Genomic DNA, 18,688 nt, shown 5'->3' with positions numbered 1-18,688 from the left:
TATATCCAGACAGCAGGCTGTCGATCAGCTCTGCGGGTAGTGCTTTTGCTACGGTCATTGATGCTCCTTCCTAAGGGACGGCAGTTTCCTGCCAAATGACCGTTTACACAAAAATTCTTACACCCTCTCGAAATGTGTCCCTAATACAAGTATAGCGGGCTCCGCCCGCTTCCTGCGGCGCGCGCTGCGCGTGCGTGCGCAGGAAAGCTGTCGTAGCCTCGCTCCTTTGCATCCCCACACATACCTAAAACCGTCTGCAAAAGAAGTAATGGCACCTTTGAATACGGTTCTGCTCGCGGACGGCGTGATGCTGCCGCACTCCGTTGATGAAGCGCCCATTATTCGGTCTGGTGTGAATTCGCTACTCGGTGGTGAACCAGAAAACCCCTAGAGAACTATCCTGCCAGCAGTGGCGGGAATCAAAGCGTAGTTGAATTCCTGCCTCTTGCCATTGTTCGGATAGCCATTTCACGGCATCAGATAGGTCTCTAAAGAGCTTTACGGTTCGAGAGGGTGCTGCGATGTTGTGAGCTATCCAATAGCTCTTCTTATTGGCTTCTACGTTGGAAATGGATTTGCTGATGTACTTGGAGATATAACCGGCAATCGCACCTGGATTCATTTTCTTGGTGCCATTGCTGACCCGAACAAATCCTGTCCCATTGCATACACGATGGTTCCAAATCGTTTGCAGTAGCTTGTAATCCTGACGTCCCTTTACCGCTATATGAGCATGCAGGGAGCCACGCTTGGCTTCGCTGGTCTTTTCGCTGTCGTGCTTCTCTATTGTTAGGACGTAGGGCATCGCATCGCCTGATGCCTTGCGAGTCAGGCGGATGAACTTCTCAATCATCTTCTGAAACTCTGCACGGTCGAAGATGGCGCTTCTGGTTGTTAGGGTCAGCATCCGGTCAAACCGTGCAGATTTGCAGGCATGGCGAATCTTTTTCTTTGCCCTACGAGCAGCGCGTTCTCGATTGGCCTCAATATCGCCTTGCCCCCTGACACCGCGAAACTCCGGTTCGGGAATCTCCGAAGGCTCCGACCAAGTTTCGTATTTATGGATGACAGCTTCGAATTGCCCGCTATCCCCGAATTGATGCATCACCAAGCGATGCCAATTCTGGTGGCCGTTCTTGTTGAGCGCCTCTTCCTGATTTTCACGGAAGATTTTATCGGTGAGCATTGAGCCCACCTTTGATAACTACGCAGGGGAGGGGATGATTCGGTCTAGAAAAGTTGTGACCAAATCGTGACCAAACAGGGGCCGGAATAGACCTTTTGGGACATTTCTGGGCTTGAAAAGAAAAACAGCCAAACCTCGTGAAAGGCTTGGCTGTGCTGGTCTCCAGTGGTTTCTGGAACCCTTTAGATTGGTGGAGGCGGGGGCTATTGAACAGGCCGCTATATCCCCCATCGTTAACTGTTATGCAAAATTTTCGCTAGAAATATGCCCCCGATTATGCCCCCGTAGCAATTGCCTTTGATGGCTCCTTATCCTGCCTTTATGGCGATTTGTATTATGGCGAGTCGGGATCAGTTAAATCGACGAAAGCAGGATGTTTTAAGCAGGTTTCTCTCATATGCTCCCCCATGGAATCTCCGTCTATGATTGTAAACTTTGGATTGTTGTACATCTGGGAAGCTATTTCGCGTTTTATTGAATTGTCCCATTCCGCAACTTTTTGGACATCATACAAAGCAGTTCCAATGTCTTTCCCCGCATCACGGTTTGCACCAATGACTGAATAAATCAAACCTAACATATAGCATCTTGTTGCTTCCTGTTGCGTTACTTTGGATTGGCTATCTTCTGCTGGTTTAGGCTTATGTACTGTTGAAGTCTTTTTGCTGAGTTCGGCATTGTTCAACTGAACAAATATCGACATCCCCTGAACTGTTCCTTTGATTGTGACTTTCTGGCCTTTGGATAGGTGTATCAAAGAAGATTTTCTACTATCTGGAAACGAACACTGCACACCATCCATAACACCTGATCCTAATAAAACGTAAGGGTGACCAAAATAATCATTCGCAATTTGTTGGATGGTGCCACTGATAATGACTTGCTTTCCTTTATAGCGGTTATCAGCGGAAACTTCATTGCTTTCATATTCTGAATATAGCTGGTCAGCTGAAAGAGTGTATTTGCTTGTGTCGGTCGCTGTTGCAAGTCCAGACCACAACAGCACAGAGCACAACAGAATTACGAATCTCATGATTTCCCCTTATATTTGACTGCTAGTAGATATTTATTTCGTAATTGCCACACCCTTTAATGCGAGCTGAAATTCCCATAGTCGTAGGAAGACGTGATGATAGTAGAAAGCTTTAATTCCTCCAACTATGGGAGGAATTTTGGACGCTGGGATTGCATTTGGGAAAGTGTTGCGCAAGCTAAGAATTGAAGCCGGACTAACCCAAGAGCAATTAGGTTTCGAGGCGGATGTGCGGCGCACGTACATCAGTATTCTTGAGCTAGGACAACAGCAGCCTTCGTTAACAACCATTTTTAAAATTGCCCATGCGCTCAATATGTCTGCGTGTAAGCTCGTTGAAATGGTAGAGATCGAAACGCAACCTGATAGTCGTCGCTGACAATGCATCAAAGCAAACCCATTGCATGCAACTTGTCCATAAGTGCCAATATCTTTTTATTCTCACGCCGCAATGCCCGCAAATCTTCACGTATTGAAAAATTGACGGCGTTTTTTGATGTGATTGCTTTGCCCCCCGGGGTTTTAGCGCCTGTGGACTTTTTCCAAGGTTTCCATTTGTGAATTAGTTTCGCTTGTCGCACTCTTTGCGCTTGAGTCCATTGTCTTGTGGCCATTTTTTACCTCCAATATCTAATAGTTCGTTTGGCGTGTTCTAGCATTGCGCCTATTCACACGATCAACACCAGCATAATCAGATACTGAACAAGACGCTTGGTAGTGGTAATACATACATTGTTACCGTTTGGCGGTACTGCGAAAGTGCCCAAAACTACCTTTTTCGTACCTGCATACGGTACAGCGAAGCATTAGGCTGTACCTGCTGGCGGGATTGCATCGTACTGTTTGGCGGTACTGCCTTTACCGTTGGGCGGGATAGTGTTTGTGATTTTCTTGCCTATGCTCAACTCATTCATCAATGCCCATGTGCCGGGGTGATAATGATTTGACTGAATATCCAGACCAACAAAATTTGTTATATGTAGCCACGTTACCGCATAGCATGAAGCTCCGATATTTAGTCCGCCTTGCCTAGTCTGGATCAGCAGGTTGCGCTCAATCAATTCAGCTCTTGCTCGCTGAATTACATCCCGAGATTTCCAGCCTCGGGTTGCTAGCCATGCAAAAGATAGCTGCAAGCGTCCATTGTTGTTTCCGCTGTGCTGTCGGATCAAATCGAACAGCAGCGCCTTGGATGGATGGCTTGCGCCCATGAATGCAACACTATCCAGCACGGCATGTGGAATAGCGCCATAAAGGCCGCTTATCGCTTCTAAAGGGCGTTTTTGTTTTTTCTCAGCCATAACTAGCCTTCTGCCCAACGTGACAAAAACTGAAACAAGCCCCATGTCTCGACTATTGAGAGCGCAGCAAGGTCAGCGCCTATGCCAAGGCGGTAAAGTCGCACAGAGATGCATTGCAGGTGTTCTAGCCATGTTTCGTTACTCATGGCGCACCTCGCCACTTTGCAATACATACAGGCCGATACGCCTATGGATAACGCCAGCATCGGTTTGCTGTGCGATGCGCAAGGTGGCTATGCTCATGCCCTGCGCACGCAGTTCTAGCGCCCTTGCATTGGGGTGGTATATGTCCAGATACTTGCGGGCTTCGTATGTCGAGATGGGCGCGTGTTGCAGGGCGAGGTATAGCCTAGTCCTTTGTGTGTTCGCATCGTTGCCGGGAAAGCGTTTCAAGAGCGTGGCATAGTGCGCCAGCTTTATTTGATTTGCCGCTGCAACCACTTTGACGACGGCAGCGGCTTTTCTTTTGGGTTTGTTCTCCATGATCGCCCCCTTACTTCGCTGGGGCGCGGGTTGCTTCCCACTGCAATAGGTCGGCAAGTCGCCATACAGTTGTATTTGCACCCAGTTTTACAGGGGCAGGTAGGCCGTTGGAGTGGCACCATTTCCAGATTGTTGAGCCGCTCACCCGGTAGCGGGATTTCATATCCGCCAAACGGAGATAGGCGGTGGCTTGAATGGTTTGGTTTGTTTGCATCGCATCGTTTCCGGTTCACCGTTAAGCAACGGCACGATGCTGGATTATCCGCACAGAAAAAAGTGCGTCACATACGAAACTACGGGGGGTTTTGTAAATCGACCTTCATGAGTTGGGCAATTTGCTTTCCTTGCATGCCGTCGAAGTTTGTTTTTTCTTTAAGTTCAAAGTACCATTTTTGCACCAGCTCCTGACTCATTTGGGGCTTTCCAATAAAGTGTCCAAGACCGACAGAGCCAAGTAGTTGTGGTTGTACTCTTATCACCAATCTATTGATTCCTTCGGCAACAGTTGCGCAACTTTCTTCAATAGATTTTTTTTCTCTGCTATGGGTATGGAAGTAATGCACTGTATCTGATGCCGCAAGTTTTGCGTAAAAACTCCACGCAGTGCGCCGACCGTTTCTCTTGAGGTTGAATGCCTTGTTAGCATCTTCGCCATTCATGATGCGTCCCAGCGCACTTGCTAGATAGTGGCGCACCCAGTTTGGTATGGGGAGGGGGGAGATTAAAGGTTGACCAGTAAGCTTGTGTTCTTCCGTAGATGCCAAAATGCCGTACAAGATCGCAATGGAATCTTGCGCAGCGATGGTGTCTCCTTTCGCAGCTTCAGCAAGCATTCTAAGTAGGTGCGCCTGCATAACATCTTTGGGTTCATACCCATCGTTATAGTCTGTCATGGCCTGCAATTCACGCGCGTAGCGGGATTACTTCCGCACCCGCCTTTAGTTTGTCCAGATAGTCTGCCCATAGCTGCATCATCTTGCGACGTTCAGTCAAGTGTGCGGTGCGGTTGTATGCCCGCCCGTTTGGATCGCGCACCGCATGGGCTAGCTGGTGTTCGATGTAATCTGGGCGCACCTGTAGCACTTCATCAAGGATGGTGCGCGCCATTGCTCGGAAGCCGTGACCGCTCATTTCATCCTTGGTAAAGCCCATGCGCCGCATGGCGGACAAAATCGCGTTATCGCTCATTGTTTTTTGAGCAGTGCGGGGGCTGGGGAATACATAACGACCATCACCCGTGAGCGCTTGCAGATCTTTTAGGGCGGCTACAGCTTGTGTGGATAGTGGGACTAGATGGGGTTCGCGCATCTTCATGCGTGCGGCTGGGATGTTCCACTCTGCCCGGTCTAGGTCAATCTCTGCCCATTCTGCTTTGCGTAGTTCGCCGGGACGCACAAATACCAGCGGGGCAAGTCGCAGGGCACAGCGGGTGACAAAATGCCCCCGGTAATCATCAAAGGCGCGCAGTAATGCACCCACTTGTTCCGGGTCGGTAATAGCAGCTAGGTGCGTTTCCTTCACCGGGGCGAGTGCGCCCTTCAGGTCGGGGCAGGGGTCGCGTTGGACGCGTCCGGTGGCTATTGCATACCTGAATACTTGTCCGCAGTTTTGCAAGGCTCTGTGGGCGGTTTCAACGGCTCCGCGCGCTTCTATCCTGCGAAGCGCAGCCAACAATTCCTGTGCGGTAATGTCTGCGATAGGGCGCGAGCCTACCCAAGGGAATAGATCGCGCTCAAGCCGTCTCAGAATCTTGTCGGCGTGGCTTGCCGCCCAGCTTGGGGAGTGTTTGGCAAACCACTCGCGGGCAATCACCTCAAAGCTATTTGCCGCTCGGTCGGCTTTAGCGGCTTTGGTGGCTTTCTTGTGTTCGCCGGGGTCAATGTCTTGTGCCAGTTGCTTGCGGGCATCGTCGCGCCGCTCACGGGCGAGAGTGAGGGGAACATCGGGATAGACACCTAAGGCTAGCCGCTTCTCTTTGCCGTTGAATCGGTACTTCATCCGCCAATACTTCGAGCCGTTGGGCATTACTTCAAGGTACATACCGCCGCCGTCTGCCTTCTTGTAGGGCTTTTCCTCGGGTTTCGCTTTCTTTACCGCTGTATCGGATAGCTTCATTGCATCACCTTGCTGGGGGCATCAAAAGTGCGTTGGGGGCACAAGTGCGGAAATTATGCCCCCGATGTGCCCCTGATTGCAATGGACGGGGAAAGACGTCAGGAAACAAAAAACCCGCCAATCTACAAGAGAGAAGCGGGTTTCGTGTACACCGTTGGACGGTGCGGTACAGCGTATTGGTGGAGGCGGGGGGAATTGAACCCCCGTCCGCAAGCCCTCTACAGACAGTTCTACATACTTAGTCTGGTTATTTAATTTTATCCGTTAGACGCCAACCGACAGGCTGCTAACGGACGAGTCACCTTAGTTTTAGCTTCGTACAAAGTGACCCTGCACGACACGATTCCGTGTAAATGTCCTCAACTCATCTCAACCTTACGGTATCGAGCCCCTCCACGGACAGCAGGGTGTGAGGTCTAACCTTAAGCGGCTAGAGCGTACTTTTCGTCGTTTGCGACTATTGGTTTTCCAGCTGATTTACGAGGTTGCGGGTCCTCGGTATGCCCTGCACTGCTTTGAAACCCACGTCGAAGCCAAGTCGCCCCCGGGTGCTTTTCAAGCAGCCGCATTGTAGCAGGGTTTACTGGCCGTTGTTCTGGTGCAGGTGGCGGGCGAAGTGGCGGTCGGCCCGGGTGGCGTGCGAGGCGAACCAGTCCAGCAATAACAGTTCGGTGCGGTAGGCCAGATAACGCGAGTCTTCGTTGCCGGCATGCATGCGCTTTTCCAGATCGAGATAGTTCTCGATGAAGCGTTTGTGTTCCTGGGTGTGGCTGTCGGCGAAGGGATAGTCGTGTTCGCGCATCTGGGCTTCTTCCAGCGGGAACAGGGTTTCGCAGTATTGCTTGAGGAAGGCGTAGACGTCGCGGAAGTCGTCGTTCTCGTTCTGGCGGATGCGGGTGGCATGCTGGTTGATGCGTTCCAGCAGCGACTGGTGGGCGGCGTCCAACTCGGGGATGCCGCTCTTGAACTCTTCTTTCCAGGTCTGCAACAGGTCGAGTTCGCCGGTGCCGTGGTGGTAGCTGGTCGCCTCGAACTCGTAACATCTTTTGAGGTAGATGTGGGCGCACAGGTCGTCCGGGCAGACCTCGATGCAGCGTTTGAATGACTGGATGGCTTTGCTTATGTCTTTCAGGTGGTAGTAGGCGACGGCCTGCTCGAACACGTCGCGCGTTTCTTCCTTGAGGGTGCGCAGCTCTTCCTTGTTGTTGTCGAACACTTCGTATACCGATAGTGGCTGGGACTTTCCTTTGACGCGGATGCGATCGAGGAAGCGGATGCGATAGGCGTTGGGGTCGTTCAGGTCATACAGCGTGTTGTGGCTGATGATGATGGGGGTGTTGTAGGTCTTGGTGGCTTCTTCCAGACGGGCGGCGAGATTGACCGCGTCGCCGATCACGGTGCTGTCCATGCGGTTGATGCCGCCGACGGTGCCTATCATCACCATGCCGGTGTTGAGGCCGATGCCGATGTGGATGGGCTTGTAGCCGGCGCGGGCGCGGCCGGTGTTGTAGTAGCCCAGCCGTTCCAGCATGTCGATGGCGCCGCGCAGGGCCTCGTCCGCGCCTTTTTCGAACAGCGCCATGATGGCGTCGCCGATGTATTTGTCGATGATGCCGTGGTGACGGCTGATCACCGGTTCCATCTGGCTGAGGTAGGAGTTGATGAATTCGAAGTTCTCGGTCGGCGTCATCGATTCCGACAACTGCGTGAAGTCGCGGATGTCGGAGAACATGATGGTCATCTTGCGTTCGACCTGGTCGCCCAGTTTGACGTCGACGATGCTCTTGGCTTGCAGCAGGCTGAGCAGCTGGTGGGGCACCAGACGGCTGTAGGCGGTCTCGGTCTGTTGCAGCAATGCCAGCGCTTGCTGGTGGGCGATGATGACCTTGTGCAGGATCTCCTGCACGTCGCTCTGGTCTCCTGCTGAAGGGATGTCGTTACCGGTCTGTTCGCTCATGTTGGCTAACCTTGCCTAGAGGCAGGCATCATACCGTCGTTCAAAGCGACAGGTAGCGCAATAGTGCGAAGGGTGTCTGCACGCTGCCTGCCGCCTGCCAAGTGCCGGTATCGGCATTTTCTTCGAGGTAGCCGTAGGCGGCGATGATGCCGATCATGTGGGCGGCATTGGCGGCCTGCATGTCACGCAGGTCGTCGCCCAGATACAGGCAACGGCTGGGATCGACGCCGATCAGGCTGGCGGCGTGCAACAGGGGGGCGGGGTGCGGCTTGGCTTCCTCGCAGGTGTCGCCGCTCACCAGGCAGGCGGCACGGGAGGCATAGCCCAGTTTTTCCATCAGCGGCACGGTGTAGCGGTGCGGTTTGTTGGTGACGATGCCCCAAGGTATGTCACGTTCTTCAAACTCGCTGATCAGCGCCGCCATGCCGGGGAACAGTTTGGTGCGGTCGCAGATATGCGCTTCGTAATGCGCCAGAAAGGCGGCGCGCATCTCGTCGTAACCGTCGCTGTCGGGCGTGACATTCATGCCCAGTTTGAGCAAGCCGGGAGAGCCGTGAGAGGCCTGTGGCCGCAGGGTGGCAAGCAGCAGCGGCGGCAAGCCATGCAGGCTGCGCACATGGTTCAGTGCCTCGCCCAGATCGGGGGCGGTATCGGCAAAGGTGCCGTCCAGATCGAGGAGGACGGCATCAACCACGTTGGCAGGCGACCAGATAGTTGACGCTGGTGTCATCCCCCAGCGCATAGGTCTTGTTCAGCGGGTTGTAGCTCATGCCGGTCAGTTCCTGCACTTGCAGGCCGGCATTGCGGCACCACTGCGCCAGTTCGGACGGTTTGATGAACTTGGCGTAGTCATGCGTGCCGCGCGGCAGCAGGTTCAGCACGTACTCGGCGCCGATGATGGCGAACAGGTAGGACTTTGGGTTGCGGTTCAGGGTGGAGAAGAACACATGGCCGCCCGGTTTGACCAATTGCGCGCAGGCAGCGATCACGGCTGACGGGTCGGGTACGTGTTCCAGCATCTCCATGCAGGTCACCACGTCGTAATGACCGGGCCGCTCGGCCGCCAGATCCTCAACCGCGACCTTGCGGTATTCGACCTGTTTGCCGCTTTCCAGCAAGTGCAGTTTGGCGACGCTCAGTGATCTGTCGGCCAGATCGATGCCGGTCACCGTCGCCCCGGCGTCGGCCAGTGCCTCGCTCAGGATGCCGCCGCCGCAGCCCACGTCCAGCACGGACTTGCCCGCGAGATGCGCGATGTCATCGATATAGGTCAGTCGCAGCGGGTTGATCTCGTGCAGCGGTTTGAACTCACTGTTGGGGTCCCACCACTTGTGGGCGAGTTGCGAGAATTTCTCAAGTTCGATGGGATCTGCGTTGGACATGCTGTCGATCTCGTAGGAAGGTGGCTGACTTTATAACAAAACCACTGCCAATAGCCAATCTTGTGAGGTGTCGGGCGGGGGCTCGGCAAGCGTGGTCGCTGTGCTAGAATGCGGCCTTCGTTTTCATTGCCTAACCGGCTCATTCGTCAGGTCGCTCATGGAACAACAATTCGCTAAAGAAACCCTCCCAGTCAGCCTCGAAGAAGAGATGCGCAGGTCTTACCTCGATTACGCCATGAGCGTGATCGTGGGACGTGCCTTGCCCGATGTGCGCGATGGTCTGAAGCCCGTGCACCGTCGCGTGCTGTTCGCGATGCACGAACTGTCCAACGACTGGAACCGCGCCTACAAGAAATCGGCGCGTATCGTCGGTGACGTGATCGGTAAATACCACCCGCACGGCGATACCGCGGTTTACGACACCATCGTGCGTATGGCGCAGGACTTCTCGCTGCGCTACACACTGGTCGACGGTCAGGGTAACTTCGGTTCGGTCGACGGCGACAACGCGGCGGCGATGCGTTACACCGAGATCCGCATGGCCAAGATCGCCCATCAGTTGCTGGAGGACTTGGATAAAGAGACAGTCAACTTCGGGCCTAACTACGACGGTTCCGAGCATGAGCCGCTGGTGTTCCCGGCACGCTTCCCCAATCTGTTGGTGAACGGCTCGTCCGGTATCGCGGTGGGCATGGCGACCAACATCCCGCCGCACAATATGAGCGAAGTGGTGGATGCCTGTCTGGCCTTGTTGCGCGAACCGGACATGGATATCGAGCGGCTGATCGAGCTGGTGCCCGCACCGGACTTCCCGACGGCGGCTTATATCTATGGTCTGGCCGGCGTGAAGGAGGGCTATCGCACCGGCCGCGGCCGCGTGGTGATGCGCGCCCGTACCCATTTCGAGGATATCGGCAAGGGTGACCGCGAGGCGATCATCATCGACGAGTTGCCGTATCAGGTTAATAAAGCCAGCCTGCTGATGAAGATCGGCGAGATGGTGCGCGAGAAGACGCTGGAAGGCATCTCCGAGATCCGCGACGAGTCCGACAAGTCCGGCATGCGCGCCGTGATCGAGCTCAAGCGCGGCGAGAACGCCGACGTGATCCTCAACAAGCTGTTCAAATCGACGCAGATGCAGGACAGCTTCGGCATCAACATGGTCGCCATCGTGGACGGCCAGCCCAAGCTGTGCAATCTGAAAGACGTCATCGAAGCCTTCCTGCGTCATCGCCGCGAAGTCGTCACGCGCCGCACCATCTTCGAACTGCGCAAGGCACGCGAGCGTGGCCATATCCTGGAAGGTCTGGCGGTTGCGTTGTCCAACGTGGACGAGATCATCGCCCTGATCAAAGCAGCCCCCACCCCGCCGGATGCCAAACGCTCACTGATGTCGAAAGGCTGGCGTTCGGCGCTGGTCGAGGACTTGCTGAGCCGTGTCAACGAGGCTTCGCGTCCGGAAGGATTGGCGCCGGAATTCGGCATGGTCAAAGGTACGGGTTACTTCCTGTCCGACGCGCAGGCACAGGCGATTCTGGAATTGCGTCTGCAACGACTGACCGGTCTGGAGCAGGACAAGATCGTCAGCGAATACCGCGAAGTGATGGACAAGGTCGCCGACCTGCTGGACATCCTGGCCAAGCCGGAGCGTGTGACGCAGATCATCAGTGATGAGTTGGTCACCATCCGTTCTCAGTTCGGCGATGCACGCCGCAGCGAGATCATCACGCATACGCAGGATATGTCGATGGAAGACCTGATCGCGCCGGAAGAGGTTGTGGTCACCATCTCGCACGGCGGCTACATGAAGGCGCAGAAGCTGGACGAATACCGTGCGCAGAAGCGCGGCGGTCGCGGCAAACAGGCGGCTTCGACCAAGGAAGACGACTTCGTCGACAACCTGTTCATCGCCAATACCCACGATTACATCCTGTGCTTCTCCAACCGCGGGCGCTGTTACTGGCTCAAGGTCTATGCCGTGCCGCAGGGCACGCGTATGTCGCGCGGCCGGCCTATCGTCAATCTGTTGCCGCTGGAAGCGGGCGAGCAGATCAATGCGGTGCTGCCGGTGAAGGCGTTCGCCGAAGACAAGTTCATCTTCTTCGCCACCAGCGAAGGCACGGTGAAGAAGACGCCATTGTCCGATTTCGCCAATCCGCGCAAGGCCGGCATCATCGCCATCAATCTGGACGAGGGCGACTTCCTCATCGGTGTGGCCGTGACCGACGGCAAGCACGACGTGATGCTGTTCTCCGACGAGGGCAAGGCAGTGCGTTTCGACGAGAATGATGTGCGCTCCATGGGGCGTGTGACGCGCGGCGTGCGCGGCATGAATCTTTCTGCGGGCGGCAAAGTGATCGCGCTGCTGGTGGCGGAAGACGGGGAGCAGTCCGTGTTGACCGCGACCGAGAACGGCTACGGCAAGCGTACTTCGATCACCGAGTACACGCGCCACGGACGCGGCACCAAAGGCATGATCGCGATCCAGACTTCCGAGCGCAACGGCAAGGTGGTCGCTGCCACGCTGGTCGGTACCGAGGATGAGATCATGCTGATCGGCACCAACGGTGTGCTGATCCGTACCCGCGTGAATGAGATCCGCGAGATGAGCCGCGCCACGCAGGGTGTGACGCTGATGAATCTGGAGAAGGGCGAGAAGCTGGCCGGTCTGAGCCGCATCGCCGAGACGGAAGAAGAATCAGAAGCTGAAATCGAATCCGATAACGAGTGATTTTCCGGGGAGAGAAGGGCATGGCGATCTATAACTTCAGTGCTGGTCCGGCGGTATTGCCGAAAGAAGTGTTGTTGCAGGCACAGGCAGAACTGGCCGATTGGCACGGCAGCGGCATGTCCGTGATGGAGATGTCGCATCGCGGCAAGGAATACATGGGCATCCACGCCCAGGCCGAAGCCGATCTGCGCGAGTTGATGGGTATCCCCGCCAACTATAAGGTGCTGTTTCTGCAAGGCGGCGCGCACCTGCAGTTCTCCATGATCCCGCTCAACCTGATGCGCGACAAGGCGTCGGCCGACTACGTGAACACCGGCGAATGGTCGAAGAAGGCCATCGGTGAAGCGAAGAAGTTCTGCGCGGTGAATGTGGTCGCAGATAACAAGGACAAGAACTGCAGCTATGTGCCGGCATTCGATGGCTGGAAGTGCGATCCGCACGCGGCCTATCTGCACTACACGCCGAACGAGACCATAGGCGGCGTTGAGTTCAACTGGATCCCCGAGACGGGCGATGTGCCGCTGGTGGCGGATATGTCGTCCAACATCCTGTCGCGCGAGATCGACGTGTCGAAGTTCGGCCTGATCTATGCCGGTGCGCAGAAGAACATCGGCCCGGCCGGTCTGACGCTGGTGATCGTGCGCGAGGACCTGATCGGTCAGGTGGCTGCCGGTACGCCGACCATGCTGGACTACAAGATCCATGCCGACGGCGAGTCTATGTACAACACGCCGCCCACTTTCGCCATCTACATGGCGGGGCTGGTGTTCCAGTGGCTGAAGAAGAACGGCGGCATCGCCGCGATGGAGAAGACCAACATCGCCAAGTCGCAACTGTTGTATGACGCGATCGACAGCAGCAACGGTTTCTACAATTGCCCGGTGAACAAGGCTGACCGTTCGCGCATGAACGTGCCGTTCACTTTGAAGGATGCCGCGCTGGATGGCGACTTCCTCAAGCAGGCGGACGCGCGCGGATTGCTGCAACTGAAAGGACACCGTTCCGTCGGTGGTATGCGTGCCTCGATCTATAACGCCATGCCGCTGGAAGGCGTGCAGGCGCTGGTCGGGTTCATGAACGAGTTCGCCCGCAGCAAAGCCTGAGTCTCGAGCGCGCCGCCATGAGCCGCATATTCCAGGTTCTCACGCTGAACAAGATCTCCGCGACGGGTTTGAAGCGCCTGCCTGCCGGGCGCTACGTCACCGGCAACGACATCGTTCAGCCGGACGCGATCCTGGTGCGCTCCCACAATATGCATGAGATGGATATTCCCGCCAGTGTGCTGGCCATCGCGCGTGCCGGGGCGGGAACGAACAATGTGCCGGTCAAGCTGATGAGTGCGCGCGGCGTGCCGGTGTTTAACGCGCCAGGGGCGAATGCCAATGCGGTGAAGGAACTGGTCATCACCGGCATGCTGCTGGCTTCGCGCAACATCGTCCCCGCACTGAATTTCACGTCCGTGCTGCGCGGTGACGACGAGGTGCTGCACAAGCTGGTGGAAGACGGCAAGAAGCAATTCGCAGGTACAGAATTGCGCGGACGCACGCTGGGTGTGGTCGGCCTTGGTGCGATCGGCCGGTTGGTGGCGGATGCAGCACTGGGGCTGGGCATGCAGGTGATCGGTTTCGACCCGGAGATCACGGTCGATGCAGCGTGGGGTCTGTCTTCGCAGGTGAAGAAGGCGCACAGCATCGAGGAACTGCTCAAGCACAGCGATTTTGTGACTTTGCATGTGCCTTTGCTGGACGCTACGCGCGATCTGATCGACGAGAAGCGTGTGTCCGTGATGAAAGCTGGTGCTGTGCTGCTGAATTTCTCGCGCGATGCCATCGTCAACGAGGATGCGGTGGTCGCCGGGCTGAACAGCAAACACCTGCGTTGTTATGTGTGTGATTTCCCCAGCAACAAGACGCTGGGCAACGAGCGCATCATCGCTTTGCCGCATCTGGGGGCCTCGACTGCAGAGGCGGAAGAGAACTGCGCAGTGATGGTGGTTGAACAACTGCGTGAATATCTGGAGCATGGCAACATTAGCAACACGGTGAACTTCCCTAATGTGACGATGCCGCGCGAATCGGCATTCCGGGTCGCCATAGCCAATGCCAATGTGCCGAACATGCTGGGGCAGATCTCATCGGCGCTGGCGGAGGCAGGGATCAACATCCATAACATGACCAATAAATCGCGCGGCGATATGGCGTACACGTTGGTGGATACCGACAGCGCATTGCCGCCAAAACTGATTGCACATCTGGCTGCCATTCCCGGCGTGTTGGTAGTGCGCGATCTGCCGCTGGAGAAAGAAGCGTGAGCGAAGAATTAAAGAAATACCGTGAACAGATAGACCAGCTGGATGGACAGTTGCTGGAGATGTTCAACCGGCGCGCGAAATTCGCGCAATTGATCGGCCATGCCAAAGGTGAAAGCGCCGTGCTGCGCCCGGAGCGTGAGGCGCAAGTGTTGCTGCGCTTGGTGCAAGAGAATAAAGGCCCGCTCTCGGCGGAGGCGATCAAGCAACTGTTCACGGAAGTGATCTCGCAGTGCCGCGCACTGGAAGCGCCATTGCATGTGGCCTATCTGGGGCCGCACGGTACGTTCAGCGAGGCGGCGGTCTTTCAGCGTTTTGGCCAGGCGACGGTAGGCATCCCTGCCGATTCCATCGATGGCGTGTTCAAGGCGGTAGAGAGCGGAGCGGCCAGCTATGGCATGGTGCCGGTGGAGAATTCCACCGAGGGTGCGGTCGGTCGCACGCTGGATCTGCTGTTGAACAGCGGTCTGAAGATATGCGGCGAGGTGATGCTGCAAGTGCATCAATGTCTGCTGTCGAACGAGAACGAGCTGTCGGTCATCCGCAAGGTGTATTCGCATCCGCAATCCTTCGGCCAATGTCAGGACTGGCTGCATGCGCATCTGCCCCATGCCGAGCGCATCACGGCCAGCAGCAACGCGGATGCCGCGCGGCTGGCGACCGAGGAATCGTTCTCCGCTGCCATCGCCGGCGTGCAGGCGGCAGAGCATTTCAAGCTCAAGGTGCTGGCGCAGAACATCGAGGATGACGCGCGAAACACCACGCGCTTCCTCGTGATCGGCGATCAGGATGTGGCACCCTCTGGGCGCGACAAGACTTCGCTGGTGATGACGGCAGCCAATCGTCCGGGTGCGATGCATGATCTGCTCACGCCCTTTGCCCAGCATGGTGTGTCCATGACCAAGATGGAGTCGCGTCCGTCGGGCGCCGGTCTGTGGGAATACGTGTTCTACGTCGATATCGAAGGCCATCAGGCCGACGCCAAAGTGGCTATGGCACTCGAGCAGCTGCGCGGGATCGCTGCTTTCGTAAAGGTGCTGGGTTCCTACCCGGTCGCTGTTTGAATAATCAGTATTAATTAATTTAAGAGACGCGGACAGAGCGGAAACGCCAGTAAGATCAGTTTCTTCTGTCTGTCTTTTTGGCGTCTCGCTATCTTTTGTGGTGGATTTTATTTTATGAATTATTGTGATTTAGCCCCTTCCTACATCCGGGCCATCGCGCCCTATCAGCCCGGCAAGCCCATTGCCGAGCTGGAGCGCGAGCTCGGCATCACCGGCATCATCAAACTGGCCTCGAACGAGAACCCGCTGGGTGCCAGCGCGGCTGCCATGGCCGCGATGCAGGAAGCAATCAAGAACATCGCGCTGTATCCGGACGGCAATGGTTTTGAACTCAAGGATGCGCTGGTCAAGCGTTACGGCGTTGCGCATGCCAACATCACTTTGGGCAATGGTTCCAATGACTTGCTGGAGTTGGCCGCGCGCGCCTTCCTTACACCGGGCGACAAGGTGGTGTATTCGGCGCATGCCTTCGCGGTGTACGCCCTGGCAACGCAGGCAGTCGGCGCAACAGGCATCAGCGTGCCGGCGACCAAGGGTTATGGCCACGACCTGACTGCGATGCTGAAGGCGGCAAAAGAGAACAAGGCCAAGATCGTGTTCATCGCCAATCCGAACAACCCGACCGGTACCTTCCTTGAAGCGGAAGCGCTGCGCGAGTTCATGCGTGGACTGCCGGAGGAAATTCTGGTGGTGCTGGATGAGGCTTATAACGAATATCTGCCGGAAGAAAAACGCTACGACAGCGTGAGCTGGCTCAAAGAATTCCCCAATCTCATCATCTCGCGCACCTTCTCCAAAGCCTATGGGCTGGCTGGTCTGCGCGTGGGCTATGCAATGTCCCACGAACAGGTGACGGACATGATGAATCGCGTGCGCCAGCCGTTCAATGTGAACAGCATTGCGCAGGCGGCTGCGGTCGCCGCGTTGCGGGACGTGTCCTTCGTGAAGCGCACCTTCGAGCTGAATCAGCGCGGTATGGCACAGATCATCGAGGGGTTGGGCAAGCTGGGGTTGGACTACATCCCGTCTTATGGCAACTTCGTTGCGTTCCATATCGGCAATGCCTCGGCGACCTACAGGCGTTTGCTGGAATTGGGCGTGATCGTGCGCCCGATCGAGAACTACGACATGCCTGGCTGGTTGCGTGTTTCCATCGGACTGGAAAGCGAGAATGCGAAATTCCTGGGTGCATTGGAGAAATGCATCAATGAGCAGGTCAACGGAGAAGCCAAATGATCATCGTGATGGGCAGTGACACGACCGATGCGCAACTCGATGTGGTGGTGAAGAAGATCGAGGCGGCCGGGCTGCGCGCCAACATCTCGCGCGGTATCGAACGCATCGTGGTCGGCGCCATCGGCGACGAACGCAAGCTGGAGGCGGAAATGTTTACTCCGCTGCCGGGCGTGGAATCGGCGATGCATATCGCCAAGCAATACAAGATCGTGTCGCGCGAGTCGCACAAGCAGGACACCGTGATCGACATCGCAGGTGTGCCGCTGGGCGGCAAGCAGATCCAGATCATCGCCGGGCCGTGTTCGGTGGAGACGCAGGAGCAGATGGATCTGGCGGCCAAGTTCACGCACGAGGCGGGTTGCCGTCTGATGCGCGGCGGCGCCTTCAAGCCGCGCACCAGCCCGTATGCCTTTCAGGGACACGGCGTGGAAGGGCTGGACATGTTCCGCAAGGCGGCACAGAAATACAAACTGCCCATCGTCACCGAATTGATGGATGCACGCCAACTGGACGCATTCATGGAATACGACGTGGATGTCATCCAGATCGGCACGCGCAACATGCAGAACTTCGACCTGCTCAAGGCGGTGGGCAAGATCAACAAACCCGTCATCCTCAAGCGCGGCATGTCGGCCACTATCAGCGAATGGCTGATGTCGGCGGAATACATCGCGGCGGGCGGCAACCACAACATCATCTTCTGCGAGCGCGGCATCCGCACCTTCGAGACCGCATATCGAAATGTGCTGGATGTGACTGCCATCGCCGTGCTGAAGAAAGAGACTCACTTGCCGGTGATCGTCGATCCTTCGCACGCGGGCGGAAAAGCGTGGATGGTGCCCGCATTGTCTCAAGCCGCCATCGCGGCGGGTGCCGACGGCCTGCTGGTCGAGATGCATCCCAGCCCGTGCGACGCCTGGTGCGATGCCGACCAGGCGCTGACGCCGGACGAATTGAAGAAACTGATGGGTACGCTGGGCGCGATCGCCGGGGCGATCGGGCGCACGCTGTAAGACATGCAACCGACCTTCCGCAAGATCGTCATCTTCGGCGCCGGCCTCATCGGCGGTTCGTTCGCGTTGGCGCTACGCAAGGCGGGCGCGGTGGGTGAGGTGGTCGGTTTTGGCCGCAGTCAGTCCACGCTGGATGAAGCCAAACGGCTAGGTATTCTGGATCGCATCGGCAGCGATGTGGCGAGCGAGGTGTGTGATGCCGATCTGGTGTTGCTGGCCACGCCGGTGGCGCAGATGAGCGAGATATTTGCGCGTATCGCGCCGCATCTCGGTGCGCAGACGCTGGTGACTGATGGTGGCAGCACCAAATGTGATGTGGTCGCTGCAGCGCGCGCCAATCTTGGGGACAAACTCGCGCAATTCGTGCCGGCGCACCCCATCGCGGGCGCGGAAAAAAGTGGTGCTTCTGCAGCCATGTCCGATTTGTATCAAGGCAAGAAAGTCGTGCTTGCACCATTGCCGGAGAATTCCAAAGCGTCCGTGACGCGAGTGCGTCAGGCATGGGAATCCTGCGGGGCGGTGGTGAGCGAACTGACGCCGGAAGAACACGACGGCGTGTTCGCGGCGGTGAGCCATTTGCCGCATCTGCTGTCGTTCGCCCTCGTGCACGATCTGGCGCAGCGGGATAACAAAGACCTGTTGCTGTCTTTTGCTGCCAGCGGCTTCCGCGACTTCACGCGCATCGCCGCCAGCTCGCCCGAGATGTGGCGCGACATCAGTCTGGCCAACCGCGATGCCTTGTTGCAGGAAGTGAAGCGCTACGCGGATGAACTCTATGTCATCCATCAGGCGTTGCAAAACAACGACGCGGCCAAGCTGGAAGAGATATTCAGTCTGGCGCGCGAAGTGCGCAGCACTTGGACTCAACAATAACCTTTC

19 protein-coding genes and 1 other RNA gene are annotated in these 18,688 nt (G+C 56.4%); 8 read left to right on the top strand and 12 right to left on the bottom strand.

What is annotated here, in order from left to right; translation table 11 throughout:
• Positions 1-361: 361 nt before the first annotated feature.
• Positions 362-1,186, bottom strand: a complete 825-nt coding sequence (locus ACYCZ5_RS13390) for a rolling circle replication-associated protein (protein WP_461545298.1) — start codon at positions 1,184-1,186, stop codon at positions 362-364.
• Positions 1,187-1,520: 334 nt separating this feature from the next.
• Complete coding sequence (locus ACYCZ5_RS13385; RefSeq protein ID WP_461545297.1) at positions 1,521-2,219, bottom strand: OB-fold protein; 699 nt, start codon at positions 2,217-2,219, stop codon at positions 1,521-1,523.
• Between the two features lie 139 nt (positions 2,220-2,358).
• Between ACYCZ5_RS13385 and ACYCZ5_RS13380 the strand changes: the two genes are divergently transcribed.
• Positions 2,359-2,598: a helix-turn-helix domain-containing protein gene (locus ACYCZ5_RS13380; RefSeq protein ID WP_461545296.1), complete on the top strand. Its 240-nt coding sequence runs from the start codon at positions 2,359-2,361 to the stop codon at positions 2,596-2,598.
• A gap of 7 nt (positions 2,599-2,605) precedes the next feature.
• Here the strand turns inward: ACYCZ5_RS13380 and ACYCZ5_RS13375 are convergent, their stop codons facing one another.
• The 10 genes from ACYCZ5_RS13375 to ubiG all read right to left on the bottom strand — a co-directional run bounded on the left by ACYCZ5_RS13375 (position 2,606) and on the right by ubiG (position 9,457).
• Positions 2,606-2,833, bottom strand: a complete 228-nt coding sequence (locus tag ACYCZ5_RS13375) for a hypothetical protein (RefSeq protein ID WP_461545295.1) — start codon at positions 2,831-2,833, stop codon at positions 2,606-2,608.
• A 192-nt stretch (positions 2,834-3,025) separates the two neighbouring features.
• Positions 3,026-3,520: a hypothetical protein gene (locus tag ACYCZ5_RS13370; protein ID WP_461545294.1), complete on the bottom strand. Its 495-nt coding sequence runs from the start codon at positions 3,518-3,520 to the stop codon at positions 3,026-3,028.
• A gap of 138 nt (positions 3,521-3,658) precedes the next feature.
• The gene (locus tag ACYCZ5_RS13365; protein ID WP_461545293.1) at positions 3,659-4,003 is read right to left on the bottom strand and encodes a helix-turn-helix domain-containing protein; all 345 of its coding nucleotides are present in this window, start codon (positions 4,001-4,003) and stop codon (positions 3,659-3,661) included.
• A 10-nt stretch (positions 4,004-4,013) separates the two neighbouring features.
• Entirely contained in the window at positions 4,014-4,217 is a 204-nt protein-coding gene (locus tag ACYCZ5_RS13360; protein WP_461545292.1) for a helix-turn-helix transcriptional regulator, read from the bottom strand.
• A gap of 79 nt (positions 4,218-4,296) precedes the next feature.
• Positions 4,297-4,896 (bottom strand): hypothetical protein, encoded by a 600-nt coding sequence (locus tag ACYCZ5_RS13355; RefSeq protein ID WP_461545291.1) that lies wholly within the window; start codon positions 4,894-4,896, stop codon positions 4,297-4,299.
• Between the two features lie 10 nt (positions 4,897-4,906).
• Entirely contained in the window at positions 4,907-6,118 is a 1,212-nt protein-coding gene (locus ACYCZ5_RS13350; protein WP_461545290.1) for a tyrosine-type recombinase/integrase, read from the bottom strand.
• 177 nt (positions 6,119-6,295) lie between these two features.
• Positions 6,296-6,664, bottom strand: a transfer-messenger RNA (tmRNA) gene (ssrA, locus tag ACYCZ5_RS13345).
• Between the two features lie 34 nt (positions 6,665-6,698).
• Entirely contained in the window at positions 6,699-8,075 is a 1,377-nt protein-coding gene (locus tag ACYCZ5_RS13340; protein WP_461545289.1) for a hemerythrin domain-containing protein, read from the bottom strand.
• Between the two features lie 40 nt (positions 8,076-8,115).
• Positions 8,116-8,805 (bottom strand): HAD family hydrolase, encoded by a 690-nt coding sequence (locus ACYCZ5_RS13335; RefSeq protein WP_461545288.1) that lies wholly within the window; start codon positions 8,803-8,805, stop codon positions 8,116-8,118.
• Positions 8,762-9,457, bottom strand: coding sequence for a bifunctional 2-polyprenyl-6-hydroxyphenol methylase/3-demethylubiquinol 3-O-methyltransferase UbiG (gene ubiG / locus ACYCZ5_RS13330; protein WP_461545287.1), 696 nt, complete (start codon positions 9,455-9,457; stop codon positions 8,762-8,764). The genes ACYCZ5_RS13335 and ubiG overlap by 44 nt, the downstream gene beginning before the upstream one ends.
• 157 nt (positions 9,458-9,614) lie before the next feature.
• Here ubiG and gyrA point away from each other — a divergent pair, with 157 nt between their 5' ends.
• The 7 genes from gyrA to ACYCZ5_RS13295 all read left to right on the top strand — a co-directional run bounded on the left by gyrA (position 9,615) and on the right by ACYCZ5_RS13295 (position 18,682).
• Positions 9,615-12,188, top strand: a complete 2,574-nt coding sequence (gene gyrA, locus ACYCZ5_RS13325; RefSeq protein WP_461545286.1) for a DNA gyrase subunit A — start codon at positions 9,615-9,617, stop codon at positions 12,186-12,188.
• Between the two features lie 20 nt (positions 12,189-12,208).
• Positions 12,209-13,291 (top strand): 3-phosphoserine/phosphohydroxythreonine transaminase, encoded by a 1,083-nt coding sequence (gene serC / locus ACYCZ5_RS13320; RefSeq protein WP_461545285.1) that lies wholly within the window; start codon positions 12,209-12,211, stop codon positions 13,289-13,291.
• A 17-nt stretch (positions 13,292-13,308) separates the two neighbouring features.
• Positions 13,309-14,499, top strand: coding sequence for a phosphoglycerate dehydrogenase (locus tag ACYCZ5_RS13315; RefSeq protein WP_461545284.1), 1,191 nt, complete (start codon positions 13,309-13,311; stop codon positions 14,497-14,499).
• Positions 14,496-15,560, top strand: a complete 1,065-nt coding sequence (pheA, locus tag ACYCZ5_RS13310; protein WP_461545283.1) for a prephenate dehydratase — start codon at positions 14,496-14,498, stop codon at positions 15,558-15,560. The genes ACYCZ5_RS13315 and pheA overlap by 4 nt, the downstream gene beginning before the upstream one ends.
• A gap of 114 nt (positions 15,561-15,674) precedes the next feature.
• Positions 15,675-16,796, top strand: coding sequence for a histidinol-phosphate transaminase (gene hisC, locus ACYCZ5_RS13305; RefSeq protein WP_461545282.1), 1,122 nt, complete (start codon positions 15,675-15,677; stop codon positions 16,794-16,796).
• Positions 16,793-17,809 (top strand): 3-deoxy-7-phosphoheptulonate synthase, encoded by a 1,017-nt coding sequence (aroF, locus tag ACYCZ5_RS13300; RefSeq protein WP_461545281.1) that lies wholly within the window; start codon positions 16,793-16,795, stop codon positions 17,807-17,809. Before hisC ends, aroF begins: the two co-directional genes overlap by 4 nt.
• 3 nt (positions 17,810-17,812) lie before the next feature.
• Positions 17,813-18,682, top strand: coding sequence for a prephenate dehydrogenase (locus ACYCZ5_RS13295; protein WP_461545280.1), 870 nt, complete (start codon positions 17,813-17,815; stop codon positions 18,680-18,682).
• Positions 18,683-18,688: the final 6 nt, after the last annotated feature.

The organism is Sideroxydans sp. (assembly GCF_054604835.1).
Note: the sequence above shows the minus strand (reverse complement) of the source record. Positions and strands in the feature narration are given on the sequence as shown.

Bases quoted from the DNA above. Each gene is read 5' to 3' on its own strand.
- ACYCZ5_RS13350 (WP_461545290.1), bottom strand. From the start codon at position 6,118: ATGAAGCTATCCGATACAGCGGTAAAGAAAGCGAAACCCGAGGAAAAG.
- ubiG (WP_461545287.1), bottom strand. From the start codon at position 9,457: ATGTCCAACGCAGATCCCATCGAACTTGAGAAATTCTCGCAACTCGCC.
- ACYCZ5_RS13385 (WP_461545297.1), bottom strand. From the start codon at position 2,219: ATGAGATTCGTAATTCTGTTGTGCTCTGTGCTGTTGTGGTCTGGACTT.
- ACYCZ5_RS13335 (WP_461545288.1), bottom strand. From the start codon at position 8,805: ATGACACCAGCGTCAACTATCTGGTCGCCTGCCAACGTGGTTGATGCC.
- ACYCZ5_RS13295 (WP_461545280.1), top strand. From the start codon at position 17,813: ATGCAACCGACCTTCCGCAAGATCGTCATCTTCGGCGCCGGCCTCATC.
- ACYCZ5_RS13360 (WP_461545292.1), bottom strand. From the start codon at position 4,217: ATGCAAACAAACCAAACCATTCAAGCCACCGCCTATCTCCGTTTGGCG.
- ACYCZ5_RS13370 (WP_461545294.1), bottom strand. From the start codon at position 3,520: ATGGCTGAGAAAAAACAAAAACGCCCTTTAGAAGCGATAAGCGGCCTT.
- ACYCZ5_RS13375 (WP_461545295.1), bottom strand. From the start codon at position 2,833: ATGGCCACAAGACAATGGACTCAAGCGCAAAGAGTGCGACAAGCGAAA.
- aroF (WP_461545281.1), top strand. From the start codon at position 16,793: ATGATCATCGTGATGGGCAGTGACACGACCGATGCGCAACTCGATGTG.
- gyrA (WP_461545286.1), top strand. From the start codon at position 9,615: ATGGAACAACAATTCGCTAAAGAAACCCTCCCAGTCAGCCTCGAAGAA.
- ACYCZ5_RS13365 (WP_461545293.1), bottom strand. From the start codon at position 4,003: ATGGAGAACAAACCCAAAAGAAAAGCCGCTGCCGTCGTCAAAGTGGTT.
- ACYCZ5_RS13340 (WP_461545289.1), bottom strand. From the start codon at position 8,075: ATGAGCGAACAGACCGGTAACGACATCCCTTCAGCAGGAGACCAGAGC.
- serC (WP_461545285.1), top strand. From the start codon at position 12,209: ATGGCGATCTATAACTTCAGTGCTGGTCCGGCGGTATTGCCGAAAGAA.
- hisC (WP_461545282.1), top strand. From the start codon at position 15,675: ATGAATTATTGTGATTTAGCCCCTTCCTACATCCGGGCCATCGCGCCC.
- ACYCZ5_RS13355 (WP_461545291.1), bottom strand. From the start codon at position 4,896: ATGACAGACTATAACGATGGGTATGAACCCAAAGATGTTATGCAGGCG.
- ACYCZ5_RS13390 (WP_461545298.1), bottom strand. From the start codon at position 1,186: ATGCTCACCGATAAAATCTTCCGTGAAAATCAGGAAGAGGCGCTCAAC.
- ACYCZ5_RS13315 (WP_461545284.1), top strand. From the start codon at position 13,309: ATGAGCCGCATATTCCAGGTTCTCACGCTGAACAAGATCTCCGCGACG.